Source organism: Bradyrhizobium sp. LA2.1, assembly GCF_040547725.1.
In the GTDB taxonomy this organism is placed as follows: domain Bacteria; phylum Pseudomonadota; class Alphaproteobacteria; order Rhizobiales; family Xanthobacteraceae; genus Bradyrhizobium; species Bradyrhizobium barranii.
The window spans coordinates 452,242-477,538 of record NZ_JBEPQI010000001.1; the positions used below are offsets into that span (position 1 = coordinate 452,242).

Annotated in this window: 23 protein-coding genes; 11 read left to right on the top strand and 12 right to left on the bottom strand. The window is 65.6% G+C overall.

Annotated features, from left to right (window positions below; all coding sequences use genetic code 11):
- Positions 1-79: 79 nt before the first annotated feature.
- From ABIB95_RS01935 to ABIB95_RS01950, 4 genes are all read right to left on the bottom strand, one after another.
- Positions 80-1,117 (bottom strand): ABC transporter permease subunit, encoded by a 1,038-nt coding sequence (locus tag ABIB95_RS01935; protein ID WP_166351726.1) that lies wholly within the window; start codon positions 1,115-1,117, stop codon positions 80-82.
- Entirely contained in the window at positions 1,110-2,633 is a 1,524-nt protein-coding gene (locus tag ABIB95_RS01940) for a sugar ABC transporter ATP-binding protein (protein ID WP_354237715.1), read from the bottom strand. Before ABIB95_RS01940 ends, ABIB95_RS01935 begins: the two co-directional genes overlap by 8 nt.
- 130 nt (positions 2,634-2,763) lie before the next feature.
- Entirely contained in the window at positions 2,764-4,209 is a 1,446-nt protein-coding gene (gene xylB, locus ABIB95_RS01945; protein WP_354237716.1) for a xylulokinase, read from the bottom strand.
- Positions 4,210-4,222: 13 nt separating this feature from the next.
- Positions 4,223-5,146, bottom strand: coding sequence for a LysR family transcriptional regulator (locus ABIB95_RS01950; protein WP_071915418.1), 924 nt, complete (start codon positions 5,144-5,146; stop codon positions 4,223-4,225).
- A gap of 108 nt (positions 5,147-5,254) precedes the next feature.
- On the opposite strand from ABIB95_RS01950, the gene ABIB95_RS01955 reads away from it, so the two are divergent.
- The 11 genes from ABIB95_RS01955 (at position 5,255) to ABIB95_RS02005 (ending at position 16,137) form a co-directional block, all read left to right on the top strand.
- The gene (locus tag ABIB95_RS01955) at positions 5,255-5,578 is read left to right on the top strand and encodes a Dabb family protein (protein WP_354237717.1); all 324 of its coding nucleotides are present in this window, start codon (positions 5,255-5,257) and stop codon (positions 5,576-5,578) included.
- Positions 5,575-6,654 (top strand): maleylacetate reductase, encoded by a 1,080-nt coding sequence (locus ABIB95_RS01960; protein ID WP_354237718.1) that lies wholly within the window; start codon positions 5,575-5,577, stop codon positions 6,652-6,654. Before ABIB95_RS01955 ends, ABIB95_RS01960 begins: the two co-directional genes overlap by 4 nt.
- Before the next feature lie 4 nt (positions 6,655-6,658).
- Positions 6,659-8,032, top strand: coding sequence for an amidohydrolase family protein (locus ABIB95_RS01965; RefSeq protein ID WP_354237719.1), 1,374 nt, complete (start codon positions 6,659-6,661; stop codon positions 8,030-8,032).
- 21 nt (positions 8,033-8,053) lie between these two features.
- Positions 8,054-8,956: an NAD(P)-dependent oxidoreductase gene (locus tag ABIB95_RS01970; RefSeq protein ID WP_354237720.1), complete on the top strand. Its 903-nt coding sequence runs from the start codon at positions 8,054-8,056 to the stop codon at positions 8,954-8,956.
- Positions 8,957-8,970: 14 nt separating this feature from the next.
- Positions 8,971-9,855 (top strand): intradiol ring-cleavage dioxygenase, encoded by an 885-nt coding sequence (locus tag ABIB95_RS01975; RefSeq protein ID WP_354237721.1) that lies wholly within the window; start codon positions 8,971-8,973, stop codon positions 9,853-9,855.
- Positions 9,856-9,909: 54 nt separating this feature from the next.
- Positions 9,910-11,304: an FAD-linked oxidase C-terminal domain-containing protein gene (locus ABIB95_RS01980; RefSeq protein ID WP_354237722.1), complete on the top strand. Its 1,395-nt coding sequence runs from the start codon at positions 9,910-9,912 to the stop codon at positions 11,302-11,304.
- Positions 11,301-12,827, top strand: a complete 1,527-nt coding sequence (locus tag ABIB95_RS01985; protein WP_354237723.1) for a sugar ABC transporter ATP-binding protein — start codon at positions 11,301-11,303, stop codon at positions 12,825-12,827. The genes ABIB95_RS01980 and ABIB95_RS01985 overlap by 4 nt, the downstream gene beginning before the upstream one ends.
- On the top strand, positions 12,820-13,770 hold the full coding sequence (locus tag ABIB95_RS01990; protein ID WP_354237724.1) for an ABC transporter permease: 951 nt from the start codon (positions 12,820-12,822) through the stop codon (positions 13,768-13,770). Before ABIB95_RS01985 ends, ABIB95_RS01990 begins: the two co-directional genes overlap by 8 nt.
- A complete protein-coding gene (locus ABIB95_RS01995; RefSeq protein ID WP_014496503.1) occupies positions 13,767-14,744 on the top strand; it encodes an ABC transporter permease in 978 nt (325 codons plus the stop codon). Before ABIB95_RS01990 ends, ABIB95_RS01995 begins: the two co-directional genes overlap by 4 nt.
- 42 nt (positions 14,745-14,786) lie before the next feature.
- Positions 14,787-15,761 carry a sugar ABC transporter substrate-binding protein gene (locus tag ABIB95_RS02000; protein WP_354237725.1) on the top strand — a complete coding sequence of 325 codons (975 nt, stop codon included), beginning with the start codon at positions 14,787-14,789 and terminating at the stop codon, positions 15,759-15,761.
- Between the two features lie 88 nt (positions 15,762-15,849).
- Complete coding sequence (locus ABIB95_RS02005) at positions 15,850-16,137, top strand: YciI family protein (RefSeq protein WP_248882321.1); 288 nt, start codon at positions 15,850-15,852, stop codon at positions 16,135-16,137.
- Positions 16,138-16,142: 5 nt separating this feature from the next.
- On the opposite strand, the gene ABIB95_RS02010 is transcribed toward ABIB95_RS02005, so the two are convergent.
- The 8 genes from ABIB95_RS02010 to ABIB95_RS02045 all read right to left on the bottom strand — a co-directional run bounded on the left by ABIB95_RS02010 (position 16,143) and on the right by ABIB95_RS02045 (position 25,294).
- Positions 16,143-17,120, bottom strand: coding sequence for an ABC transporter ATP-binding protein (locus ABIB95_RS02010; RefSeq protein WP_071915428.1), 978 nt, complete (start codon positions 17,118-17,120; stop codon positions 16,143-16,145).
- Positions 17,117-18,106 carry an ABC transporter ATP-binding protein gene (locus tag ABIB95_RS02015; RefSeq protein WP_354237726.1) on the bottom strand — a complete coding sequence of 330 codons (990 nt, stop codon included), beginning with the start codon at positions 18,104-18,106 and terminating at the stop codon, positions 17,117-17,119. The genes ABIB95_RS02010 and ABIB95_RS02015 overlap by 4 nt, the downstream gene beginning before the upstream one ends.
- A gap of 19 nt (positions 18,107-18,125) precedes the next feature.
- On the bottom strand, positions 18,126-19,049 hold the full coding sequence (locus ABIB95_RS02020; protein ID WP_135215851.1) for an ABC transporter permease: 924 nt from the start codon (positions 19,047-19,049) through the stop codon (positions 18,126-18,128).
- On the bottom strand, positions 19,046-19,987 hold the full coding sequence (locus ABIB95_RS02025) for an ABC transporter permease (protein ID WP_071915430.1): 942 nt from the start codon (positions 19,985-19,987) through the stop codon (positions 19,046-19,048). Before ABIB95_RS02025 ends, ABIB95_RS02020 begins: the two co-directional genes overlap by 4 nt.
- 17 nt (positions 19,988-20,004) lie before the next feature.
- A complete protein-coding gene (locus tag ABIB95_RS02030; RefSeq protein ID WP_354117103.1) occupies positions 20,005-21,606 on the bottom strand; it encodes an ABC transporter substrate-binding protein in 1,602 nt (533 codons plus the stop codon).
- A 141-nt stretch (positions 21,607-21,747) separates the two neighbouring features.
- Complete coding sequence (gene nikE / locus ABIB95_RS02035; RefSeq protein ID WP_354177464.1) at positions 21,748-23,418, bottom strand: nickel ABC transporter ATP-binding protein NikE; 1,671 nt, start codon at positions 23,416-23,418, stop codon at positions 21,748-21,750.
- Positions 23,415-24,263: an ABC transporter permease gene (locus ABIB95_RS02040; RefSeq protein WP_354237727.1), complete on the bottom strand. Its 849-nt coding sequence runs from the start codon at positions 24,261-24,263 to the stop codon at positions 23,415-23,417. Before ABIB95_RS02040 ends, nikE begins: the two co-directional genes overlap by 4 nt.
- A complete protein-coding gene (locus tag ABIB95_RS02045; protein ID WP_354237728.1) occupies positions 24,260-25,294 on the bottom strand; it encodes an ABC transporter permease in 1,035 nt (344 codons plus the stop codon). Before ABIB95_RS02045 ends, ABIB95_RS02040 begins: the two co-directional genes overlap by 4 nt.
- Positions 25,295-25,297 lie beyond the last annotated feature (3 nt).

Consider the following 25,297-nt stretch of genomic DNA (forward strand, 5'->3'; position numbering starts at 1 on the left):
CTTATCCGGCACGGCAGACCAGTTGCCGCAACGGAACCTCGCATCACACCATGTGCACTCAGGTGCGCGCCGAACCCTTTCAGGTTCTGGCGGAGCCCTGCAGCCGGTAGCGGTCCAGCGCCACGGCGCCGATGATCACCAGGCCCTTGATCACATATTGCCAGATGTCCGAGACGCCGACGAGGATCAGGCCGTTCGACAGGACGGCGATGATCAGCGCGCCGACCAGCGTGCCCCAGATCGAGCCGATGCCGCCGACGAACGACGTGCCGCCGAGGATCACGGCGGTGATCGCATCGAGCTCGTAGGACTGACCGAGCTGGAGACCGTTGGCCGCATAGAGCCGCGCCGCCTGCATGGCGCCGCCGAGCCCGGCGAAGAGTCCCGAGATGCCGTAGACGAAGATCAGCACGGCCCAGACCTTGATGCCGGCAAGCCGCGCCGCGCTTTCATTGCCGCCCACCGCATAGATGTGCACGCCGAGGACGGTCCGGCGCAGCACCAGCCACGAGACGAGGATGACGAGCAAGGCGATCACCGAGAGCCACGGGATCGACGCGACGCCGGGAACGAGCGTCAGCGAGCCGTTGCCGATGAAGGCATAGGGAATGGAAGGATTAAAGACGGTGGTGTCGGCCCCGAGCAGTCGCGCCAGGCCGCGTACGGCGGTGAGAGAGCCGAGCGTGACGATGAAAGGCGGCAGGCGGAGGAGCGCAATCAGCGCGCCGTTGATGACGCCGAAGCCGAGGCCCGTGAGCAGCGCGGCCGGCAGCCACAGCATCCCGAGCTCCGGCAGCTTGGAGAGGGTCAACCCGGCCATCGCGGACGCCGCCAGGATCGAGCCGACCGAGAGGTCGATGCCGCCGGTGAGGATGACGAAGGTCATGCCTGCGGCGAGCACGGTGTTCACTGCGGCCTGCTGCAACACGATGCCGAGATTCTGTCCGGTGAAGAAGCGGCCTTCCGACAGAAAATGGAAGCCGCCGCACAAGATCAACAACACCGGCAGCATGCCGGCGGCGCGGATCAGAAGCCTTATGCGCTGACGCTTCGTCTCCTGCGCGGCCGCGAGGCCCGCGGCGGCGGCGGCGTCCGTCTTTGAAGAGCCGTCATGCATCGAGTTGCTCCATCCCCGTGGCGAGCGCCATGATGTCTTCCTGGTTCAGGGGCGACGTCGCGCCACGCTCGATTTCACCGGCGATATGTCCTGCCCGCATGACGACGACTCGGTCGCAGATGCCGATGATCTCGGGCAGATCGGACGAGATGACGAGGATTGCGGTGCCGGATTTGGCAAGATTGTCGATGATCGAATAGATCTCGGACTTGGCGCCGACATCCACGCCGCGCGTCGGCTCATCGAGGATCAGGACCTTTGGCGTGGTCGCAAGCAGGCGCGACAGCAGCACCTTCTGCTGGTTGCCGCCGGACAATGCGCCGACGGTGACGTTGATATCGGCGGCGCGAATGCCGAGCGCGGCGAACGCCCTGTTGGCGCGGTCGCGGGCCTTGTCGCGATCGAGGATGTAACCGATCCGGGCATCCCGGCCGAGCACCGCGAGGTTGATGTTGTCCAGGCATGACATGTCCAGGAACAGGCCGAGCGCCTTGCGGTCCTCGGTCAGATAGGCGACGCCGATGTCGAGCGCCTCACCCGGCGTGCGGATGTCGACCGGGCGTCCTTCCAGCTCGACACGGCCGGAGGTCCTGGGCGCCGCGCCGATGATGAGATGCGCAAGCTCGGTGCGACCTGCGCCGATCAGGCCGGCGAGGCCGACCACCTCGCCCGCATGCACGGTCAGCGAGCACCCTTTGACGCGCCGGCCATCGGCCATGTCGATCGCTGCGAGCACGGGATGCCCCCGCCCCGCCTCCGGATCATGATCCTTCTTGTAGAACGAGGAGACGTCACGCCCGACCATCAGCCGGACGATGGTGTCGGCGCGGATGTCCTGCCTGTCGAGCGCCCCGACCAGCCGGCCGTCGCGCAGCACGGTGACGCGGTCGCCGAGCGCGTAGACCTCGTCCATGCGATGCGAGATGTAGATGATGGCAAGCCCCTCGGCGCGAAGCTGGCGGATCAGCGCGAACAGCCGCGCGCTCTCGCCGGCCGACAGCGCGGTGGTCGGCTCATCCATGATCAGGATTTTTGACCTGACGTGCAGCGCACGCGCGATCTCGACCAGTTGCCGCTGGCCCATGGAGAGGTGCGCCACCAGCGTCGACGGCAGGAAGTCCGCGCCCAGCCGTTTCAGGATGGGGCCGACGCCCTCGCGCATGGCGCCGCGTGCCAGCAAGCCTGCTCGCGATAGCTCCCGGCCGAGATAGATATTCTCGGCAACACTGAGATTGGGAGCCAACGACAGCTCCTGGTAGATGATGGAGATGCCCGCCGCGCGGCCGCCGAGCGGACCTTCGATCCGTACCGGGCTTCCCTCAATGCGGATCTCGCCGCCGGGATCGGGCCTGTAGGCGCCGGACAAGATCTTCATCAGCGTCGACTTTCCGGCGCCGTTCTCACCCATCAGGGCATGAATTTCGCCGGCATAGACGGTGAGATCGACGGAACGCAGCGCCTTGATGCCAAAGAAGGATTTTGAGACCCCACGCATCTCCAGGATCGGATGGTTCATCGTGCCTCCCGACGCACAATGCGTTTCCTACCCGCGTCTCAATGATTTTGTCAGCGCGGTTCACGCATTAAACAAAAGGCCGTGGCACAGAGCAATACCGAACACACGGGAATGCAACGTCGAGGCGATGCTAGTGGCGCGGCCGATACAGTTCGCGCCAGGCGGGAAGCCGCTCGGCATAGGCATCGACCAGTCTTGCGTCGGGTTCGAACGTCTCGATGCGCTGCGGCCGCGTGCATACGGCGGCGATCGCCTCACCGGTGACAGCAAGCCGCCCCAATCTCGCCGCACCGAACGCCGCGCCGGTCTCGCCTCCGGCAAAACGATGGACCGGAACATTCAGCACGTTTGCCAGCACCGAGAGCCAGAACCGGGACCGTGAACCACCGCCAATGGCGTCGGCTTCCGTCATGGCGATGCCGGCATCCGCGAGCGCGTTGCGGCAATCGGCAAGCGCGAAGGCAACGCCCTCGAGCACCGCCTGCACGATCGACCCGCGATCGGTGCCATGGCTCAAACCATCCAGCATGCCGCGCACGGCGGGATCATCGTGCGGTGTCCGCTCACCCGCCAGATAAGGCAGGAAGCTCACAGGCGACGGCGCCTGCGGGCGCAATCCAAGCGGCGCCAGCAACTCGGCCTCAGTGGCGCCGAACAGGCGCGCGATCCAGGCCAGGCAGGAGGCGGCCGAGAGGATCGCGCCGGCCTGAATCCACATGCCGGGAATGGCGTGGCAGAACGTATGCACCGCGCGGTCCGGGTTGGCAGCGATTCTGCTGGTCGGTGCCAGCAAGGCACCCGAGGTTCCCAGAGACACGAACGCGGTTCCCGGCCGGACCGCGCCGATGCCGACGGCGCCTGCCGGATTGTCGCCGGCACCGCCCGCGATCACCGGCTGTCCGGTCATGCCCCAACGCCGCGCCAGCTCGCCGCGCAGCGTGGTCGCGGGCGCGCATCCCTCGACCAGACGCGGCATGTGATCGCGCGACAGGCCGGTCGCTGCGAGTGCTGCGTCCGACCAGTCCCGGCGCGCGGCGTCGAGCCACAGCGATCCCGATGCATCCGAGACGTCCTCGATGGCCTCGCCGCTCAGCACCAGGCGCAGATAGGCCTTTGGCAGCAGAACGAGTTTCGTCGCCGCAAAGATCTCGGGCTCGTGCGTCGCGATCCAGAGCAGCTTCGGCGCGGTGAATCCCGGCATCGCCTTGTTGCCCGACGTCGCGCGCAAGTCGGGCCAGCGACGTTCCAGGACACGACACTCGGCGGCGGAGCGTCCGTCGTTCCAGAGGATGCAGGGCCGCAACGGTCTCGAGCTCGCATCGAGCAGCGTGGCGCCATGCATCTGCCCTGACAGTCCAATGCCTTCGACAGCCGCCAACGCGCCGGCATGCGTCACCTTCAAGGCATCCAGCGTGGCGAAGGTTGCATCGATCCACTGCGCGGGGTCCTGCTCGAAATAGCCTGATAGCGGCGAGGTGGTCGTCAACGGCCGGCTCTCGCTTGCAATCACGCGCTGGGCGCCGTCGACGAGAACGGTCTTGACCGCCGAGGTGCCGAGATCGATGCCGAGATACATGGCTGCTACCCGCTCACTTCGTCGCGTCCATCCAGATTCCCGGCTCCGAATGCTCGCGGATGTGGGTGACGAGGAAGTCGGAAAAAGCCCTGATCTTGGCGGGCAGCCCGGCGCGGTTCTGGTAGGCGATGTTCATGGTGAGCAGTGGCAGCTCCCAATCCACCAGCACCGGGACGAGACGGCCCGCCGCGATGTCGCTTTGGACGATGTAGAGCGGCTGGATGAGGATACCGAGCCCTGCCAGCGCCGCGCCGCGAATGACCTGGCCGTCATTGCTGTCGAGCGTCGGCGTGATGCGGACGGTCTGCGCGCCATGGCTTTTGCGCAGGCGCAGCGAATAGGGATCGTTCGCGAGATTGTAGACCAGCATGTTGTGGCGCGCGAGATCGGCGGGCTGCTCCGGCTCGCCGGCGCTTGCGAGATAGGAAGGCGCGGCGGCGAGCACGCGCCGCATCTGGCCGATGCGGCGGACGATGATGTTCGAATCCGGCTCCTGCTCGCGCGTCCGGATCGCGACGTCGATGCCGGCCTCGATGAAATCGGGATAGCGGTTGGCGGTCGTGATCTGCATGTTGAGCTTCGGATAGCGCGCGCGGAAGGAAGGCAGCATCGGCGCCAGATAGATCACCGCAAAGGACAGCGAGCTCGTGACCCGCAGCGTACCCTGCGGCGACAGCGCGCGATCGCTGACGATGTCCTCGGCCTCCGCCAGTTCGCTCAGCACCCGGCTGGAGCGCTCCAGCAGCTCCTGCCCCGCCTCCGTCAACCACAGCCTGCGTGTGTTGCGCTCGATCAGCCTGACCGCAAGGCGCTCCTCGAGCGCGCTGAGATGGCGGCTCGCCGCCGCATTCGACATGCGCAAGGCCTCGGCGGCCTTTGACAGGCTGCCGAGCTCAGCCGTCTTGGAGAACACCTCCAACTGCAGCAGGCGATCCATTTTTCCACTTTTAGAAAAAGAGACTTACAAATATTGACCTTTATTTCCACATCCCGCAAGTCAAAATGGCCAGAACACAAGCAAGATAGCAGGCGAGGAAACTGGGAAATGTCGGGCCCGATCAGGCACATCGTGATGTGGCGGCTACGCGGGGAGACGCCCGCGGAGCGCTCCGCGGCCCGTTTCAAGGTCAAGACCCTGTTCGAGGGCCTGCGCGGCCGGATCGACGGCCTCACCCACATCGAGGTCGGCGTTGACGTCAGCGATGTCGATTACGCCTGCGACGTGGTGCTGTTCTCCGAATTTGCCGACCAGGCCGCACTCGCCGCCTATGCCACCCACCCCGAACATTTGCGCGTCCGCGAGGCGCTAGGCGACTTGCGGATCGGACGATTCCAGGTCGATTATCCCATCAAAGAGACCGGCGCATGATCGGTTCGTTCACCTTTGAAAACCTGCCCTGCCGCGTCGTGTTCGGCAGCGGAACGCTGGCCTCGGCCAAAGCCGAGATCGAGCGGCTCGGCGGCAAGCGCGCGCTGGTGCTGACGACGCCGCAGCAGGAGGCGCAAGGCAAGAGCCTGGGGGCTGCGCTCGGTTCGCTTTTTGCCGGCATCTTTCCTGGCGCGACCATGCATACGCCGGTCGAGGTCACGGAGCGGGCGCTCGCGGCGATGAAGGCATGCGAGGCCGATTGCGTCGTCTCGCTTGGCGGCGGATCGACCACCGGCCTTGGCAAGGCGCTGGCCCTGCGCACCGGCGTCAACCAGCTCTGCATTCCCACCACCTATGCCGGCTCGGAGATGACGCCGATCGTCGGCCAGACCGAGAACGGCCTGAAGACCACGGTGCGCGACGCAGCCGTGCTGCCCGAGACCGTGATCTACGACGTCGATCTCACCCTGACGCTGCCGGCGAGCCTCGCTGCAACATCCGGCATCAACGCGATCGCGCATGCGGTTGAAGCGCTCTATGCGCGCGACACCAATCCCGTGACATCGCTGATGGCGGAAGAAGGCATCCGCGCGCTCGCGCGCGCCCTCCCCGCCATTGCGGCCAAAAGCGATGACCGTGAGGCCCGCACCGAGGCACTCTACGGCGCCTGGCTGTGCGGCGTCTGCCTCGGCACCGTCGGCATGGCGCTGCATCACAAGCTCTGCCACACGCTCGGCGGCACGTTCGATCTGCCGCACGCCGAGACCCACACCATCGTGCTTTCGCATGCGCTGGCCTACAACGCACCGGCGGTGCCGGATGCGATGGCGCGGATCTCGCGCGCGATCGGCGCGGTCGACGCGTCCCAGGGGCTCTACGACCTCGCGAAGCGGCTGGGTACGAAGCTGGCGTTGCGCGACATCGGCATGCCCGAAAGCGGCATCGACAAGGCGGCTGATCTCGCCGTCACCAACGCCTACTGGAATCCGCGCCCGCTCGAGCGCAACGCGATCCGCGAGCTGATCGCCCGCGCCTGGGCCGGCGAGCCGCCTGTTACCACCAAAGCGGCGGCCTGAAGCGATGCGGCGCACGCTGATCAAATCCGCGGTCATCATCAGCATGGATGATGCGATTGGCGATCTCAACACCGGCGATTTGCTGGTCGAGGGCGGCCGCATCGTCGATGTGCGCCCATCGATCGAGCTCGGCAGCGGCGCTTCCGAAACCGAGATCGTGGACGGCAACGGCCGGATCGTCATCCCTGGCCTGATCAACGCGCATATGCACACCTGGCAGACGGCATTGCGCGGCTATGCCGCGAACTGGACGCTGCTGGAATATTTCCGTCGCATGCATGCCGGGCTCGCGACCGTGTTCCGGCCCAGCGACATCTACATTGCGACCCTCGTCGGTGCGCTGAACCAGATCAATTGCGGAACCACCACCCTGGTCGATTGGTGCCACAACAATCCGACCCCCGCTCATACCGACGCCGCCGTGCGCGGCCTGATCGAGAGCGGCATCCGTGCCGCCTTCTTCCACGGCTCGCCAAAACCCGAGCCGAAGCCCGGCGAGCCGCATTTCTCCGAGATTCCGCATCCGCGCCGCGAAGTCGAGCGGCTGCTGGCAGGTCCCCTCGCCGACCGCGACGGCCTCGTTACGCTCGGGCTTGCCATTCTCGGCCCGCATTATTCGACGCTCGACGTCGCGATGCACGACTTCCGCCTGGCGCGCGAGCTCAACCTGATCGCATCCATGCATCAAGGCGGCGGTCCGGCCAAGACACCCGGCGGCTGGGAGAAGCTGATCGAGGCCGGCCTCGTCGGCGCCGGCATCAACATCGTTCATGGCAACGATCTGCCCGACGATCTCCTCGACAAGATGGTCGACCTCGGCGTCTCCTTCTCGGTGACGCCGGAGAACGAGATGATCCAGGGCCACGGTTTTCCGATCACCGGCCGGCTGCTCAAGCGCGGCGTGCGCCCGACCATCGGGATCGACCTGGAATCCGTGCTGGCCGGCGATCTCTTCTCCGTCGCCCGCGTCGCGCTGTCGATGCAGCGAGCGCTCGACAATGCGGAGTCGCGTCAAGTGAGCGGCACCATTCCGGCGACGACCACGATCCCCGTCCGCGAAGCGCTGCGCTGGATCACGACCGAAAGCGCCCGCATGCTCGGCCGCGAAGGCCAGATCGGCTCGCTGACGCCGGGCAAGCTCGCTGACCTCGTCATCATCAACGCATCCGATCTCAACCTTGTCCCGGTGCACGATCCCGTCGCGACGATCGTGATGCAGACGAGCCTCGCCAATATCGAGGCAGTCATGATCGGCGGCACCTGGAAGAAGCGGCACGGCCAGCTGCTGATCGAGGGGCTGGAGACGAAGAAGGACCTGCTGGCCCAATCCGGCCGGCGGCTGGTGCAGGACATCGAACGACAGGGACGCGCCGCCTGAAGGCGCCAATGGATGAGATCAATGACCGACGCTTCAAGGAATGTCGCTTTCATCGGGATCGGCAAGATGGGCCTGCCGATGTCGGCGCTCGTCGCCAAGGCCGGCTACGCCGTGACCGCATTCGATCAGAGCGCAGCCCGGATCAACGAGGCGCGTGCGCAAGGCATTTCGATTGCCGCTTCGCCGGCCGAGGCCGTGAGCGGCAAGGCTGCAGTTATCACATCCCTGCCGGATGACGCCGCCTTGCGCGGCGCGCTGCTCGGCCCCGCTGGTCTGATCGCCGCGATGGCTGCTGGATCTGTTCTGATCGAAACCAGCACCGTGAGCGTCGAGGCCTCCACCGAAGTTGCGTCCGCTGCACAAGCTCGCGGCATTGCCTATCTGCGTTCGCCGGTCTCCGGCAATGCCAGCATCGTTCATACCGGTGCCCTGACCTGCTTCGTCTCCGGGCCGAAGGACGCCTTCGACAACGCCAAGCCTCTGTTCGCCGCCTTCACCCGCGCCCAGACCTATCTCGGGCCGGCCGAGGAAGCCCGCTACGCAAAGCTCTCGGTCAATCTGATGATCGCAGTCTCGGCGGCGATGATGGCCGAGAGCCTGGCCCTGGCGCGCAAGGGCGGCATCGCCTGGCAGGACATTTTGAAGGTGCTCGACGATAGCGCGGTCGCCTCGCCGATGGTGAAGTACAAGACCGCGCCGCTGCGGTCCCGCGATTTCGAGTCGACTTTCTCCTGCAAGCAGATGGCCAAGGATCTCGATCTCATCCTCGGCGCCGGCCACGCCGTAGGCGTGCCGCTGCAGCTCGCGGCGCAGGTGCGCGAAACCTATGGCTCACTGGTCGCGCAGGGCGACGGCGACACCGACTTCATCGCGACCGTCAAGCACCTGGAACGTCTGTCCGGGCTTGGCGAACCCAAACTCTGATCGCGGAGACACCTATGCGCAACTTCAACGAGACCACGATCACGGACGCGGTGCTGGAGCGGATCAAGGACGCGACCGATCCGCGCATCAAGGAGGTCAGCGAAGCGCTGGTGCGCCACCTGCATGCCTTCGTCCGCGAGGTCCGGCCGACCCAAAAGGAATGGGAATACGGCATCGATTTCCTGACCCGCACCGGGCACATGTGCGACGACAAGCGCCAGGAGTTCATCCTGCTGTCCGACACGCTCGGCGTCTCCATGCTGGTCGACGCGATCAACCATCCCGTGCCGGAGGGGGCGACCGAGACGACGGTGCTCGGCCCGTTCTTCGTCCAGGCCGCACCGGAGAAGGACAGCGGCGCCGATATCTCCGGCCCGATGGAAGGCGATCCCATGCTGGTCACCGGCTCGGTCTCGTCCGTCGACGGACAACCGCTTGCCGGCGCCATCGTCGATGTCTGGCATTCCGACGACGACGGCTATTACGATGTGCAGCAGCTCGACGACATCGGCGATCTCGCGATGCGCGCGCGCTTTCATACCGACGCCAACGGCCGCTTCCATTTCTGGTCGATCAAGCCGGCGGCGTATCCGATCCCGCATGACGGCCCTGTCGGCGAGATGCTGGAGGTCCAGGGCCGCCATCCCTGGCGTCCGGCGCATGTGCATTTCATGATCTCGGCGCCCGGTTTCGAGCAGCTCGTGACCCATGTGTTCGTCGCCGGTGACAAATATCTCGACTCTGACGTGGTGTTCGGCGTCAAGGACAGCCTGATCCGCGAATTCACTGGCCACCCTGCCGGCCGTGCGCCGGATGGTCGCATGGTGGAGCGCGACTATTTCCACCTCAATTACGATTTCGGCCTGAAGCAGGTCGCGAGCAACGCGAGAGCCGCCTAGGCTAGACGAAGGACCAACAAGAGTCCGGCAACAGGGAGCAGACGGGAGCTAAGGATGGGACCGCGGGTCAGCACGAGCATATTGGCCGATCGCCTCATCGGCATGATCGGCCCGCGCGCGAGCGTTGCGCGCGGCGTGCTCGATCAGCACGGGCAGAGCGAATCGCATTATCGCAATTTGCCCCCCGACATCGTCGTCTTCCCTGAAACCACGCAGGAGGTCGCGGAAATCGTGAAGCTCTGCGCCAGCGCGGGCATGCCGATCGTTCCGTTCGGCGCGGGCACCTCGCTCGAAGGCAATGCGGCCGCGGTCGCCGGCGGCGTCTGCTTCGACCTCGCGCGCATGAACAAGGTGCTGACGGTGCATGAGAGCGACATGGATGTCGTCGTGCAGCCCGGCATCACGCGCAAACAGCTCAATGCCGAGCTGCGCGGCACCGGACTTTTCTTTCCGATCGATCCCGGCGCCGACGCCTCGATCGGCGGCATGACCTCCACCCGCGCGTCCGGCACCATGGCGGTGCGCTACGGCACCATGAAGGACAATGTCATGGCGCTCGAAGTGGTGCTGGCCGACGGGCGCGTGATCCGCACCGCCAGGCGCGCGCGCAAATCGGCCGCCGGTTACGATCTGACGCGGATGTTCGTCGGCGCCGAAGGCACGCTCGGCGTCATCACCGAGGTCACATTGAAGGTGCATCCCGTGCCGCAGGCGATCTCAGCCGCGGTCTGCAGCTTCGACACCCTGCACGATGCCGTGGACACTGCGATCTCCGTGATCCAGTCCGCGATCCCCGTGGCACGCATCGAGCTGCTCGACGACGTCATGATGCGCGGCATCAACGCCTACGCAAAGCTCGGCTATCGCGAAGCCCCCACTTTGTTCTTCGAATTCCACGGCTCCGAGGCCTCCGTTGCCGAGCAGGCCGAAGCCGCGCAGGCGATCGCGGCCGACCATGGCGGCCATGGTTTTGCCTGGGCGAAGGCGCAGGAAGACCGCAGCCGGCTCTGGCACGCCCGCGACAACACGCTCTATGCGGGCCTGGGCTTGCGGCCCGGCGCACGCGCCGTGATCACCGATGTCTGCGTGCCGATCTCGCGGCTGGCCGAATGCCTGACCGAGACCCGGCGCGACGCCGACGAGCACGGTTTTACCGCCCCGATCGTCGGCCATGTCGGCGACGGCAATTTCCACATGCTGATCCTGATCGACCCGGCCAAGCCGGATGAGGCCGAGGGCGCCAAGGCACTTCAGGCCCGGATGGTCGCCCGCGCCATCACCATGGACGGCACCTGCACCGGCGAGCACGGCATCGGGCTCGGCAAGATCGATTATCTCGCCGATGAACTCGGCGAGGCCGTCGATGTGATGCGGTCGATCAAGACCGCGCTCGATCCTGATGGACTGATGAATCCCGGAAAGATCTTCGCGAGCGGAGTGCACGCATGAGCAGCGCCGCATTGGCTATCGAGCCCGCCTCACCCGCGCCTCTTCTGGAGCTGCGCGGCATCAGCAAGGAGTTTCCCGGCGTCAAGGCGCTGGATGATGTTTCCTTTGCCGTCTACTCCGGCGAAGTCCATATGCTGCTGGGGGAGAACGGCGCCGGCAAGTCGAGCCTGATGAAGGTGCTGTGCGGCGCCTACCGTGCTGATGCCGGCGAGTTCTATTACAGGGGCGACAAGGTCGCGATCTCTTCGACCGCGGATGCGCAGAAGCTCGGCATTGCCGTGATCTTCCAGGAATTCTCGCTGGTCCCCCACCTCGATATCGCCCAGAACATCTTCCTCGGCCGCGAGCCGAAGGGCCGCATTCCCGGTACCATCGACCGCCGCAAGATCCTGGCCGACGCCAGGCGCGTGCTCGGCACGATCGGGTTCGAGATCGATCCCTCTACCACCGTCGACAAGTTAGGGGTGGCGCAGCAGCAGATGGTCGAGATCGCGAAGGCGATCAGCCAGAACGCGCGCATCCTGGTCATGGACGAGCCGACGGCGGCGCTGTCCGACCGCGAGACCGAACTGCTGGTCGCCCTGATCGCGCGGCTGAAGGCCGACGGCGTCTCCATCGTCTATATCTCCCACCGCATGGCCGAGGTGTTCGCGCTCGGAGACCGCATCACGGTGCTGCGCGACGGCCGCCGCATCGACGGCGTTCGCCCCGCCGACGTCACGCCAGACCAGCTCGTCCGCATGATGGTCGGCCGCAACGTCGACATGACGTATCCGCGCAACTTCGCGGACAAGCCCGGCGAACTTCTGCTCGAGGTCAAGGGCCTGAGCGCATCGAGCGGCATCTCCGATATCAACATCGAGGTGCGCCGGGGCGAGATCGTCGGCCTGTGCGGCCTGGTCGGCTCCGGCCGCAGCGAGGTCGCCCGCGCCATCTTCGGCGCCGATGCCGTGACGTCAGGCGAGATCATTTTCGACGGCAAGGCCATCTCCGGCGAGCCTGACCTTGCCGCCCGCCGCGGCATCGCGCTGATCCCGGAGAGCCGCAAGAGCGAGGGCCTCGCCCTGCTGCGGTCCGTGAGCGACAATCTGGTGGTGTCGGCGCTGCGAAAACTGTTCCCGAGCGGCCTGTTCGACCAGCGCAGCGCGCAGCGCACGTCCGACGGCCTGATCCGGCAGCTGCGCATCGCAACGCCAAGCGCGCGCCAGACCGTCGGCCTGCTCTCGGGCGGCAACCAGCAGAAGGTCGTGATCGGCAAGTGGCTGGCGGCCGGCTCAAAGCTCTTCATCTTCGACGAGCCGACGCGCGGCATCGACATCGGCGCCAAGTCCGAGATCTTTGCGCTGATCGACCGGCTGGTCGCCGAAGGCGCGGCGGCCTTGATGATCTCGTCCGAGCAGGTCGAGATCTGCCATGTCTGCGACCGCGCCTACGTGATGCGCGAAGGCCGCATCGCCGGACACCTGACCCGCAGCGAACTGACCGAGGAGAACATCGTGCGACTGGGGATGCATCATGCGTGAAGCCGCGGTCGTCTTTCAACCCAATCCGCTGCAACGCATTCCCGGCGTTGCCATCGTCTTGGTGCTGCTGATCGCCCTGTTCAGCGCGATCGCGCCCGGCTTCCTGTCGGTCGCCAACCTCTCCAACGTGCTGGTGCAGTCGACCATCCTGACCATGCTGGCGCTGCCGATGACCTTGATCATCATGACCGAGGGGCTGGATTTGTCGATGGGCGCGGTGCTGACGCTGACCTCGCTCTGCGTTGCCATCGTGTCGCTCGCGACCAAGTCGATGCTGCTGGGTCTCGGCGCTGGGCTTCTCGTCGGCGCAGCCTTCGGCTTCGCCAACGGCTGGCTGGTCGCCATCGTCGGAATTCCGCCCTTCGTCGCAACGTTGGGCACGCTCGGCATGGCGCAGGGCCTGTCGCTGATCGTCAGCGACGGCCAGAGCGTGGTCGGCATTCCCCACAGCGTGCGCGACATCTATTCGGCGACGCTTCTGGGCGTGCCAGTGCCCATCGTGATGGCGCTGGTGACCTATGCGGCCTTCCACGGACTGCTCTACCACACCCGCTTCGGCACCTACATTTTCGCGCTCGGCGGCAACCGCGAGGCGCTGCGCTATGCCGGCCTCTCGCCGAACAAGCTGCTGATCGCGGTCTACGCGATCGGCGGCGCCATGGCCGGCATCGCCGGCCTGCTGATGACCGCGCGCATGAATTCCGGCCACCCGACCGCGGGCCTCGGTCTCGAATTCGACGCCATCGCCGCGGTCGCGGTCGGCGGTACCTCGTTCGAGCGCGGCAATGGCTGGCTGCTCGGCACGTTGCTCGGCGTGATCGCGGTCGGCGTGTTGCGCAACGGGCTGAACCTGATCTCGATGCCCTCTTCGGTGCAGGTCGCAAGCGTCGGCGTCCTCGTCATCGTTGCCCTGTTCCTCGACGGCCTGCGGAGCCGCGCATGACCGACATCTCCAAAGAGGCCCTCTCGCCGCCCCGCTCGTTCCTGTCGCAGGACGCGATCCAGGTCTTCTACCGCCTGCTCGCAGCGCTGCTGATCTGTGCGGTGCTCGCCGTGCTCAGCGACTCCTTCCTGAGCCTCGGCAATATCCTCAACGTGCTGAGACAAGCGAGCCTGACCTTCTTCATCGCGTCCGGCTTGACGCTGGTCGTGCTCACCGCCGGCCTCGATCTCTCCGTCGGCGCCAATGTCGCGCTGTCCGCCTGCATCGCCGGCACCGTGATCCACAAGACTGGCTCGCCGGCGCTCGGCATCCTCACCGGGCTCGCCTGCGGCGGCATCGTTGGCCTGCTCAACGGCATCATGGTCACCGCGCTGCGCATCCCCTCCTTCATCGCCACCTACGGCATGCTCTGGGTGCTGAACGGCCTCACCTATTGGTACATGGCGGGCGAGACCTTGCACGGCTTCCCGGCGGGCTTCCGCCAGATCGGCAGCGGCTATCTGTTCGGCCTGCCCATCCCGGTCTATCTGCTGCTGGTGTTCCTCGGGATCGGGACGCTGTTTGCCCAGCGCACGATCTGGGGCCAGGAGATCTATGCGATCGGCGCCAATCCGGTCGCCGCCCGCCTCTCCGGCATTCCGGTCGCGCGGCGCCTGCTGCTGGTCTACGCGGTATCAGGCACCATGGCGGGACTGGCCTCGATCATCTTCCTGTCGCGACTCAATTCGGCCGAAGCTGACATCGGCGAAAGCCTGACCTTGCCTGCGATCGCAGCCGTGCTGATCGGCGGCACCTCGCTGTTCGGCGGTGTCGGCACCGTGTTCGGCACCTTCATCGGTGCGCTGATCCTGACGCTGGTGCTGAACGGCATGAATCTGTTGTCGGTCAGCGCCAACTGGCAGCCGCTCGTCACCGGCATCATCGTCATTCTCGCGGTCTGGCTCGACATGAAGACCCGCCGCCGCGCGCAATGAGCTCTTAGAAATCCAACAAGCAAAATGAGGGATGGAGGCTACATGAAACAGACACTGGGTTATTTGGCGCTGCCGCTGCTGATGGCGGCCGCGTTCACGACGCAGGCGCGCGCCGACGGCGAGACCATCGCCGTGTTCACCAAGAACCAGACCAATCCGTTCTTCCAGACGGTGCGGGTCGGTGCCGACAACATGGCGAAAGCGCTGAACGCGAAGACGCTGCAGTACATCCCGACCAAGCCGGACTCGATCCCCGAGCAGCTCAGCCAGATCGAGGACGTCGTGGTGAAGAAGCCGAGCGCGATCGTGTTCACGCCGGTCGACTACAAGGCGATGGTGCCGGGCGTCGAGAAGATCAACGAGGCGAAAATCCCCGTCGTCAACATCACCGACCGCTCCGCCGGCGGCAAGTTCCTCTCCTTCGTCGGCGCCGACGATTACAGCCTCGGACTCGAAACCGCGCGCTTCCTGCTCAAGACGCTGGGCGGCAAGGGCAACATCGTCATCATCGAGGGCGTCAAGGGCTCGCTGACCAATGTCGATCGCGTCCGCGGCTTCAACGACGCGCTGAAGGAGAATTCGGGCGCCAAGCTGCTGGCCTCGCAGCCCGGCAACTACCAGCGGCTGCAGGCGCTCCAGGTCATGGAGAATTTGATGCAGTCGAACCCGCAGATCGACGGCGTGCTGGCGGCCAACGACGCCATGGCGGTCGGCGCGATCGAGGCGCTCGACGGCGCGAACCGCAAGGCCCAGGTGATCGGCATCAACGGCACCAAGGAGGCGATCGACGCGATCAAGTCCGGCAAGCTGCTCGCCAGCGGCGACTACAACGGATTTGCGCAAGGGTGTCTCGGCACCATGATGGCGATCCGCAGCTTGCGCAACCAGCCTGTCATTTCCGAGATCGTGCTGAAGCCGACCGTCATCACCAAGGACAATTACCAGCCGTTCGACGTACCGCTGGAGCAACGGACCTGCCCGACCTTCGAGGACGCCGGCAAGCTCGGCGCCAAATAGCCCAACCGCTCATCACAAGCACGGACGGCCGCCTTCGCGGCCGTCCCAAGAATCGTCACAAGAAAACCGACACGTCAACGGAGACATCATGCTGTTCGCCATTCACGCCCTCGACCGCGCCGGCGCGCTGCCGACCCGGCTCGCCAATTACGATGCCCACAAGGCCTTCCTGAGCGACACATCGCGCTTCGGCGTCAAGATCGTGATGTCGGGGCCGCTCGTCTCCGACGACGGCGCGAACATGATCGGCAGCCTGTTCCTGATCGAGGCGCCCGGCCGCGCCGAGGTCGAAGCCTTCAACCGCGCCGATCCCTTCGCCGCAGCCGGCATCTGGGAGAAAGTCACGATCACAGGTTTCCTGCGCCGCCAGGGCTGAGGGGCCTACGGCGCCTCTTCGAGGTGACAGGCCACCCATTGCTCGGGTCCGGTCGAGCGCAGCGTCGGCTCCTCCGTGCGGCAGCGATCGAAGACGTATGGGCAACGGGTGTGGAAGCGGCACCCGCTCGGCGGGTTAATCGGGCTCGGCACGTCCCCCTTGAGGATGATGGGATTGCGCTGGGCGCCCGGCTCGGGCAGCGGGACCGCGGAGAGCAGCGCCTTGGTATAGGGATGCCTTGGCGCGGCAAAGATCTCGCGGCGCGGCGCGACCTCGACGATCTTGCCGAGATACATCACCGCGACGCGGTGGGTCATGTGCTCGACAATGGCGAGGTCATGGCTGATGAACAGCAGCGCCAGGCCGAACTCGCGCTGAAGGTCCTGCAAGAGATTGACGATCTGCGCCTTGACCGAGACGTCGAGCGCCGAGACCGCCTCGTCGCAGACGATCAGCTCGGGCTCGGCTGCGAGCGCCCGCGCGATACCGATGCGCTGACGCTGGCCGCCGGAGAATTCGTGCGGCCGGCGGTTGAGCGCCTCGCGCGGCAGCCGAACGGTATCCATCAGCGCCGTCACGCGGGTTTCGAGATCGATGGCGGATTTGGCGAGGCCGAAATTGCGGATCGGCTCGGCCAGGATGTCGCGCACGCGCATGCGCGGATTGAGGCTCGAGAACGGATCCTGGAACACCACCTGCACGCGGCGGCGCATCTGGCGCATCGTGCTCGGATGCGCGTCGTCGATGCGCTGGCCGTCGAGGATCACCTGGCCCGCCGTGATGTCGAACAGCCGCAGGATGGCGCGGCCGACCGTCGACTTGCCGCAGCCGGACTCGCCGACCAGCGACAGCGTCTCGCCCTTCGCGATTTCGAACGAGACACCGTCGACGGCATAGACATATTCGGACTTGCGGCCGAACAGGCCCTTTTTGACCGGAAAATGCTTCTTGAGGTCGTTGACCTGGAGCAGCGGAGGACTCATGCCGCGATGGCCCCCTTGGCGGAATAGTGGCAGGCGGCGACGTGCCGAGGCGCCTTCTCTTCAAGTCCAGGCGCATATTGGCGGCAGAGATCGGTCGCGAGCGCGCAGCGGCCGGCGAAGACGCAGCCGATGATGGGCTTGCGCAGATCAGGCACCTGCCCCGGGATTTCGGCCAGCCGCCGCGCGGTGCCTGTTAGCGAGGAGCCGAGCCGCGGCACGGCGCCGAGCAGGCCCTGCGTATAGGGATGACGGGGCGAGCGGAACAGCTCGGCCACGGGCGCCTCCTCGACCTTGCGGCCGGCATACATGACCATGACGCGCTCGGCGATCTCGGCGACCACGCCGAGATCGTGGGTGATCAGGATGATCGCCGCACCGACCCGGCGCTTGAGATCAAGCATCAGCTTCAGGATCTGTGCCTGGATGGTCACGTCGAGCGCGGTGGTCGGCTCGTCCGCGATCAGGAGTTTCGGATTGCAGGCCAGCGCGATCGCGATCATCACGCGCTGGCGCATGCCGCCGGAAAGCTGATGCGGATATTCGCGCACCCGCCGCTTCGGCTCGGGAATGCCGACCAGCGTCAGCATCTCGATCGCATGCGCCTCGGCCGCCTGCTTGTCCAGGCCCTGATGGATCATCAGCGTCTCGCGGATCTGGCGGCCGACCGTCAGAACCGGGTTGAGGCTCGTCATTGGCTCCTGAAAGATCATCGAGATGTCGTTGCCGCGAATGGCGCGCATCTCGCGATCGGACAGCTGCAGCAAGTCCCTGCCCGCGAAGCGGATGGTGCCCGCGATCCTGCCTGGCGGCTCCGGAATCAGCCGCATCAGCGACATCGAGGTCACCGACTTGCCGCAGCCGGACTCGCCGACAATGGCGAGCGTCTCGCCTTCGTTGACGTGAAAGGACACGCCGTCGACCGCGCGGTTGATGCCGCCGGGCGTGCGAAAGTGGGTCTGGAGGTTCTCGACTTCGAGCAAAGCCATCGCGATCAACCCCTCGACATCAGAGGCTCTTGGCCATGCGCGGATCGAGCGCATCGCGAAGGCCGTCGCCGAGCAGGTTCACGGCGAGCACGGTGACGGAGAGGAATGCCGCCGGGAAGAACACGATGTAGGGCTTGACCTGCCACAGCGCGCGGCCCTCGGCCATGATGTTGCCCCAGGACGGAATGGTCGGCGGCGTGCCGGCCCCGATGAAGGACAGGATCGCCTCGGTGATCATGGCGCTGGCGCAGATGTAAGTCGCCTGAACCAGCATCGGCGCCAGCGTGTTGGGCAGAATGTGGCGCAGGATGATCATCGGCGTGCGCGTGCCGCAGGCGACCGCGGCGTCCACATAGGGCTGCTCGCGCAGCGACAGCACCACGCTACGGACAAGACGGGAAACCCGCGGGATCTCGGCGATGGTGATGGCCAGGATGACGTTGCCGACGCTGCCGCGCGTCAGCGCCATCAGCGCGATTGCGAGCAGGATCGGCGGGATCGACATCAGGCCGTCCATGAACCGCATCAAGATGCCATCCGCCCAGCGGATGAAGCCGGAGACGATGCCGATGGCGAGGCCCGCCGCGGATGCGAGGATCGCAACCGACAGGCCGACCGTGAGCGAGACCCGCGCGCCAAAGAGCACGCGCGAATAGATGTCGCGGCCCAGCACGTCGGAGCCAAACCAGAACGCGGCGGACGGCGCGCGGGTGCGCTTGGCGGGCGCAAGTGCCGTCGGATCGACCGTCCCCAGATAGGGCGCGAAGATCGCGATCAGAACGAGCGTCAGCAGCAGCGCGCCGCCGATCGCGACCGTGGGATGGCCACGCAAGAGGCCGATGAAGCCGCGCCGGATCCTAACCGGCCGCAGGATTTCAGGCAGTTGCGGCGCGAGAACGAAGCCCGCCGGCAGCGCTTGCGGATTGACGGTCGTATCGGTCAATAGCGGATCCTCGGGTCAACGAGCGTGTAGACGACGTCGATCATCAGATTGACGAGGACGTAGACGAAGCTGAAGAGGAGCACGATGCCCTGGATGACGGGATAGTCGCGGCGCAGGATGGCATCGATCGTGAGCCGGCCGAGGCCGGGGATCGCGAACACGCTTTCCGTGACGACGGCGCCGCCGATCAGGAGTGCGATGCCGATCCCGATCACCGTGACGATCGGCACCGCGGCGTTCTTCAGCGCGTGAACGAAGAGGATGCCGCCTTGCCCGAGGCCCTTGGCCCGCGCGGTGCGGATATAGTCCTGCTGCAAGACTTCAAGCATGGTGGCACGCGTGATGCGCGCGATCAGCGCGATGTAGACGCAGCCGAGCGCGATCGATGGCAGGATCAGGTTTTGCAGCCACGGCCAGAAGCCTTCCGTGAGCGGCGTATAGCCCTGCACCGGAAGCCATTCGAGCTCGAGTGCGAAGACATAGGCGAGGATATAGCCGACGACGAAGACGGGCAGCGAGAAGCCGAACACGGCGAATGCCATGATGACGCGGTCGATCAGGCTCCCCGCCTTCCACGCGGCCACGACGCCAAGCGGCACCGCGACCACGATGGTGAGTAGCAGCGTGACCATCATCAGCGACAGTGTCGGCCCGAGACGCTGTCCGATCATCGTCGAGACCGGAAGGTTGGTGAAGATCGAGGTGCCGAGATCGCCGTGCAGAATGCGCCAGACCCAGCTTCCGAACTGGATCAGGAAGGGCCGGTCGAGACCCAGACTCTGGCGAATGCGCTCCACATCCTCCGGGCTCGCCTGATCGCCCGCGATCACCACGGCGGGATCACCCGGCGCGATGTAGAGCAGGCTGAACACGAACAGCGCGACGATTGCCATCACCGGCAAGGTCGAGACGATGCGACGGAGGATGTAAGAGAGCATCTGGCTTCAGCGTACCATCATGCGGATTTCGACACGTTCCAGAAGAACGGCAGCGGCCCCTTGGTGATGCCGGAGACGTTCTTGCGCCATGCCGTGTAGGTCAGGAAGAAGCCGGTCGGCGCGTAAACGACATCCTCGAGCGCCGCCTTGTTGACCTGCCCGATCGCGGCCTTCTCCTCCTCGAGATTCTTGGCGTCGAACCAGGCCGTGATCTCCTTCTCGGTGTTCGGGCTGTTGGGCCAACCGAACCAGGCCTTGTCGCCATTGGCGCGGATGGCGGTGTAGGCGGCCGGATTGATACAATCGGCGCCGGCGTGCCAGCTGTGGAACATATTCCAGCCGCCCTGCCCCGGCGGGGTCTTCATCGCGCGGCGCGCGCCCACCGTGCCCCAATCGGTCGCGACGAAATCGACATTCATGCCGAGCTTCTTGAGCAGATCCGCGGTGACGTCGCCCTGCGCCTTCGTGATCGACTGGTCCTGCGCGACCACGCATGTGACCGGCTGGCCGGAATAGCCGCTCTCGGCGAGCAGCTTCTTGGCCGCGTCGAAATCGCGCTTTCCCTTCAGGATCTCGCCGCCCAACTCGGTGTAGAGCGGTGTGTCCGGCGTAAAAAAGCCGGGCAGCGGCTTCCACAACGTATCGTCGTCGCCGACCAGCGCACGCATATAGTCTTCCTGGCTCAACGCCATCAGCACCGCGCGCCGTGCCTTCACATTGTTGAAGGGTGGGTGCAGATGGTTCATGCGGAAGGAGCCGATATTGCCGAGGGGATCGCCGATATCGACGCTGATGTTCTTGTTCTTCTTCAGCACGGGCACGAGATCGGAGATCGGGTTCTCCCACCAGTCGACCTCACCGTTCTGCAAGGCGGCCGCAGCGGTGGCCGGATCCGGCATCACCAGCCACTCGACGCGATCGACCAGGATGTTCTTGCCGCCGGCAAGCCACGACGCCTTCTCCTGGCGCGGCACGTAATCGGTGAACTTCTCGAACACCGACTTGGCGCCGGGCACCCATTCGCTCTTGGCGAACTTCATCGGACCCGAGCCGACATATTCGGTGATCTGCTTGAACGGATCGGTCTTCGCGATGCGCTCGGGCATGATGAAGGAGCACGGCGCGTTGTTCTTGGCCAGCGCGTACAGCATTTTCGGGAAAGGCTGCTTCAGGACCCATTTGAAGGTGCGGTCGTCGACCGGAGTCAATTCCTGCTGGATAGCGAGGATCATCAGACCCATTGGATCGCGCGCGGCCCAGCGCGACAGGCTCGCGACGACGTCCTTGCTCAGCACCGGCTCGCCGTCATGGAACTTGAGACCCGGGCGCAGCTTGAAGGTCCAGGTCTTGCCGTCGTCGGTGGTCTCCTCGGACTCGACCATCTGACGCTGCGGCTGGAGCTTGGCATCGACGCCGTAGAGCGTGTCCCAGACCAGCGCCGCCGCGTTGCGCACGACATATTGCGTGCCCCAGATGGGATCGAAATTGGCGAGGTTGGCTTGCGGCACGAAGCGCAGGGTGCGCGCAGAGGCGCCTTGTGCGATCGCCGGGGCCGAGAGGCCGGTCAATGCCAGACCGCCCGCGCCGGCCAGTCCCTTCAAAACGGTCCTGCGATCCATGAAATCCTCCCAGTAGTGCCGTGATGCCGGCCATCGTTGGCCAAGAGCAGGTGAAACCAGAACCCGTTGGCGTGCAAATGGTATGCCACTAACCGGGCCTTCGCCAGCGGGATCTCTTCGGGATTTCGACCGGTTCAGGCGTCAAAGCGCGGCCGCCAGTGCCGGTCCGGTCTCGATGTGCGGAATCGCCTCGACCAGCTTGCGCGTGTAGTCGGTCTTGGGATTATCGAACAGCGCCCGGCTCTCCCCCTGCTCCACGATGCCGCCGTTGCGCAGCACGATGGTGCGGTCGCAGAGCATGCGCACGACATTGAGATCGTGGCTGACAAACAGCAACGCGATGTCGTTCTCGCGCCTGAGACGGTCGAGCAATTGCAGCACCACCGCCTGCACCGAGACGTCGAGCGCGGCGGTCGGCTCGTCCAGCACCAGGAGCCGCGGCCGGCAGGCGATGGCGCGGGCGATGCCGACGCGGGCCTTCTGGCCGCCGGAGAGCTGGTGCGGAAAGCGCGGCAGCAGATCGAGCGGCAAGCCCACCCGCTCCGCGCACTCTTCCACCCGCTTGCGCAGCGCATCACCCGCACGCATGCCGTCGAGCCGCATCAGGGGATGGGCGATGCAGTCAAAGGCCGTGAAGCGCGGGTTGAGGCTCTCGTTCGGGTCCTGGAAGACCATCTGGATGTCTTTGCGCAGCGGCGAGCGATGGAAGTCGCGCGAGGCGACATGGCCGATCGACTGCCCGTCGAACACGATATCGCCTTCGCTCGGGTCGATCAGACGGCAGATCATCCGCGACGTCGTGCTCTTGCCGGAGCCGGACTCGCCAACGAGCCCGACGCTCTCGCCGCCGGCCATCGTCATCGAGAAATCCGCGACCGCCGCGGAGCCCTGGTCAAAACGCTTGGCGAGCTTGCGCACCTCAAGGAGCGGCGGCGTCCCGTGCGGGAGCTCCTGCCTTGGCTTGCTGACGATCGTCGCGTGCCGCTCCCGCTCCTCCTCCGTCACGAGATCCTCGATCCGCGACGTCGCGGTCGGCGATGCCGCAACGAGGCGGCGGGTATAGGCGTGTTGCGGTGCGCTGAAGAGCTTTTTGGGGCTCGCTTCCTCGACGATGCGGCCGCGCTCCATCACGGCGATGCGGCGGCAATAGCGCGCGGCGAGGCCGAGATCGTGCGTGATCAGGATCGTCGCCATGCCGCGCGCGGCGGCAATATCTGCGAGCAGATCCATCACCACCTTCTGGGTGGTGACATCGAGGCCGGTGGTCGGCTCGTCGGCGATCAGCAGCGCAGGATTGCAGGAAATCGCGATCGCGATCATGACGCGCTGGCACATGCCGCCGGAGAGCTCGTGCGGATAGGCGTTCATCCGCGTCTCGGGGTCGCGGATCTGGACCGCGCGCAGCAGCTCGAGCGCCTCGGCGCGCGCGGCGTCCTTCGATATCTTCTTATGCGTGAGGATCGCATCCGCGATCTGCAGGCCGATCGCGCGGATCGGGTTGAGCGCCGCCCGCGGATTCTGGAAGATCATCGACATCGCGGCGCCCTGGAGCTGACGAAGATCATCGCCCCTGAGTTTTGTGACGTCCTGCCCGCGAAACAGGATCTTGCCGCCGGTGACGCGCCCGGCCGCATCGAGCAGCCGCGTGGTCGCAAAGCCGGTGACCGATTTGCCCGAGCCGCTCTCGCCGACGAGACCGAGCATCTCGCCCTTCTCGACCGAGAGCGTCACGCCGCGCACGGCCTCGACCATGCCACGCCGCGTCGAGAACGACACGTGGAGGTCGTTGATCCCTAGCAGCTCCTCGCTCATGTGCGCATCCGCGGATCGAGAATGTCCCGCATCCCGTCACCGAGGAGGTTGAAGCACAGCACAGCCATCATCAGCGCGAGGCCCGGAAAGGCCACCAGCCACCATCGCCCGGTCGAGATGAAGCGCGCCCCTTCCGCGACCATGATGCCCCATTCCGGCGTCGGCGGCTTGACGCCGAGACCGATGAAGGACAGGCCGGCGGCATTGAGAATGGCCCAGCCGAGATTGAGCGAGATCTGCACCGCCATCGCCGGCAGGATATTCGGCAGCAGGAAGCGCAACACCACCGAGAAATGGCTCTCGCCGCAGGCGCGCGCGGCCTCCACCCAGCCGACATTGCGGCGGACGTTGACCTCGGCGCGCGCGAAGCGGATGTAGAACGGAAGATTGATGATCGCGGTCGCGATCACGATGTTCTCGATCCGGTTGCCCAACGCGGCAACCATCGCCATCGCCAGCACGAACAGCGGAAAGGCCATCATCACATCGACAAAACGGCCGACGCCGCGATCGAGCTTGCCGCCGGCATAGCCGCAGAACGCGCCGACGACGGCGCCGATCACGAAGGAGATGCCGACCGCGGAAACCGCAATGGCAAGATCGAGGCGCGCGGCGATGATGAGGCGGCTGAACACATCGCGTCCGAGCTGGTCGGTGCCGGCGAGATGCGCCGCACTCGGCGGCAAAAGAGACTCCGAGACATTCGAAACCACGGGATCATAGGGCACGATCCACGGCCCGAAGATCGCAATCAGGACGAACAGCGCAACGCCGGCCGCGGCAACGGCGGTGAGCGGATTGCCGCGCAGGATCCAGACCGAATGGCGGAGAGTTGCGCTGGTCATTCGATCGACACCCTGGGATCGGCGATGCCGTAGCAGATGTCGACCACGAGATTGACCAGCACGAACAGGCTGGCCATCAGCAGCACGAAACCCTGCACCGGCGCATAGTCGGAGGATAAGAGCGCATCGAGCGCGTAGGAAGCGACGCCCGGCCAGGAGAACACCTTCTCCACCAGGACATTGGCGCCCAGCATGGTCGAGAACACGATGCCGGCGATGGTGATGACGGGCAGGATCGCGTTCCGCAGCGCATAAGTGACGACCACCTTGTGCCAGGACAATCCGATCGAGCGCGCAGTGCGCACGAAATCGCTGCCGAGCGAAACCAGCATCGAGGCCCGCGTGATCCGCGCCAGCGGCGCGATCACGAACAGGGCCATGCTCACTGCCGGCAGAATCAACTGCTTGCAGGCCGCCCACCAGCCCTCGATATCTCCCGCAAGCAGGAAATCGATCGACAGGAACCCGGTCCGTTGCGGCGGCAGCGAAGTGAACACGTCGATCCGCCCGGTCGGATCAGGCGCGAGCCCGAGCAGATAGTAGAAGACATAGATCAACAGCAGGCCCGAGACGAAAGTCGGCACGCAGACGCCGAGCGCGCAGAACAGCCGCACGCCGTGGTCGACGATCGAGCCGGGCCTCAAGGCCGCGACCACGCCAAGCGGTACCGCCGCGATCAGCGCGATCAGGAGCGCCGTGAAGGTGAGCTCCAGCGAGGCCGGCAGCCGCTCGCGCAGGTCCTTCAGCACCGGCTGCCCCGTCATCATGGAACGGCCGAGATTGCCGTGGCCGATGTCGGAGAGATAGAACACGAGCTGCTCCGGCACCGACCTGTCGAGCCCCATCTGCTTGCGGATCTGCTCGATCTCCTCCTTGCCGGCATTGGGCCCCGAGGCGAAGAACACCGCGGGGTCGCCGGGCAACACGCGCATCAGCAGAAAGGTGAACACCAGCACACCGAACAGCGCCGGCAGCGACGACAGAAGCCGCCTGCCCGCCCGCACCATGGTTGCACCAAGACCGGTCGTCACCTT

What these genes read in the sequence shown, in the direction of transcription:
- xylB (WP_354237716.1), bottom strand. Translation starts at nt 4,209, where the DNA reads ATGTATCTCGGCATCGATCTCGGCACCTCGGCGGTCAAGACCGTTCTC.
- ABIB95_RS01965 (WP_354237719.1), top strand. Translation starts at nt 6,659, where the DNA reads ATGCGGCGCACGCTGATCAAATCCGCGGTCATCATCAGCATGGATGAT.
- ABIB95_RS01970 (WP_354237720.1), top strand. Translation starts at nt 8,054, where the DNA reads ATGACCGACGCTTCAAGGAATGTCGCTTTCATCGGGATCGGCAAGATG.
- ABIB95_RS01935 (WP_166351726.1), bottom strand. Translation starts at nt 1,117, where the DNA reads ATGCATGACGGCTCTTCAAAGACGGACGCCGCCGCCGCCGCGGGCCTC.
- ABIB95_RS02005 (WP_248882321.1), top strand. Translation starts at nt 15,850, where the DNA reads ATGCTGTTCGCCATTCACGCCCTCGACCGCGCCGGCGCGCTGCCGACC.
- ABIB95_RS01975 (WP_354237721.1), top strand. Translation starts at nt 8,971, where the DNA reads ATGCGCAACTTCAACGAGACCACGATCACGGACGCGGTGCTGGAGCGG.
- ABIB95_RS02030 (WP_354117103.1), bottom strand. Translation starts at nt 21,606, where the DNA reads ATGGATCGCAGGACCGTTTTGAAGGGACTGGCCGGCGCGGGCGGTCTG.
- ABIB95_RS01940 (WP_354237715.1), bottom strand. Translation starts at nt 2,633, where the DNA reads ATGAACCATCCGATCCTGGAGATGCGTGGGGTCTCAAAATCCTTCTTT.
- ABIB95_RS01960 (WP_354237718.1), top strand. Translation starts at nt 5,575, where the DNA reads ATGATCGGTTCGTTCACCTTTGAAAACCTGCCCTGCCGCGTCGTGTTC.
- ABIB95_RS01990 (WP_354237724.1), top strand. Translation starts at nt 12,820, where the DNA reads ATGCGTGAAGCCGCGGTCGTCTTTCAACCCAATCCGCTGCAACGCATT.
- ABIB95_RS01980 (WP_354237722.1), top strand. Translation starts at nt 9,910, where the DNA reads ATGGGACCGCGGGTCAGCACGAGCATATTGGCCGATCGCCTCATCGGC.
- ABIB95_RS02000 (WP_354237725.1), top strand. Translation starts at nt 14,787, where the DNA reads ATGAAACAGACACTGGGTTATTTGGCGCTGCCGCTGCTGATGGCGGCC.
- ABIB95_RS02025 (WP_071915430.1), bottom strand. Translation starts at nt 19,987, where the DNA reads ATGCTCTCTTACATCCTCCGTCGCATCGTCTCGACCTTGCCGGTGATG.
- nikE (WP_354177464.1), bottom strand. Translation starts at nt 23,418, where the DNA reads ATGAGCGAGGAGCTGCTAGGGATCAACGACCTCCACGTGTCGTTCTCG.
- ABIB95_RS02015 (WP_354237726.1), bottom strand. Translation starts at nt 18,106, where the DNA reads ATGGCTTTGCTCGAAGTCGAGAACCTCCAGACCCACTTTCGCACGCCC.
- ABIB95_RS01950 (WP_071915418.1), bottom strand. Translation starts at nt 5,146, where the DNA reads ATGGATCGCCTGCTGCAGTTGGAGGTGTTCTCCAAGACGGCTGAGCTC.
- ABIB95_RS01995 (WP_014496503.1), top strand. Translation starts at nt 13,767, where the DNA reads ATGACCGACATCTCCAAAGAGGCCCTCTCGCCGCCCCGCTCGTTCCTG.
- ABIB95_RS01955 (WP_354237717.1), top strand. Translation starts at nt 5,255, where the DNA reads ATGTCGGGCCCGATCAGGCACATCGTGATGTGGCGGCTACGCGGGGAG.
- ABIB95_RS01985 (WP_354237723.1), top strand. Translation starts at nt 11,301, where the DNA reads ATGAGCAGCGCCGCATTGGCTATCGAGCCCGCCTCACCCGCGCCTCTT.
- ABIB95_RS02010 (WP_071915428.1), bottom strand. Translation starts at nt 17,120, where the DNA reads ATGAGTCCTCCGCTGCTCCAGGTCAACGACCTCAAGAAGCATTTTCCG.
- ABIB95_RS02040 (WP_354237727.1), bottom strand. Translation starts at nt 24,263, where the DNA reads ATGACCAGCGCAACTCTCCGCCATTCGGTCTGGATCCTGCGCGGCAAT.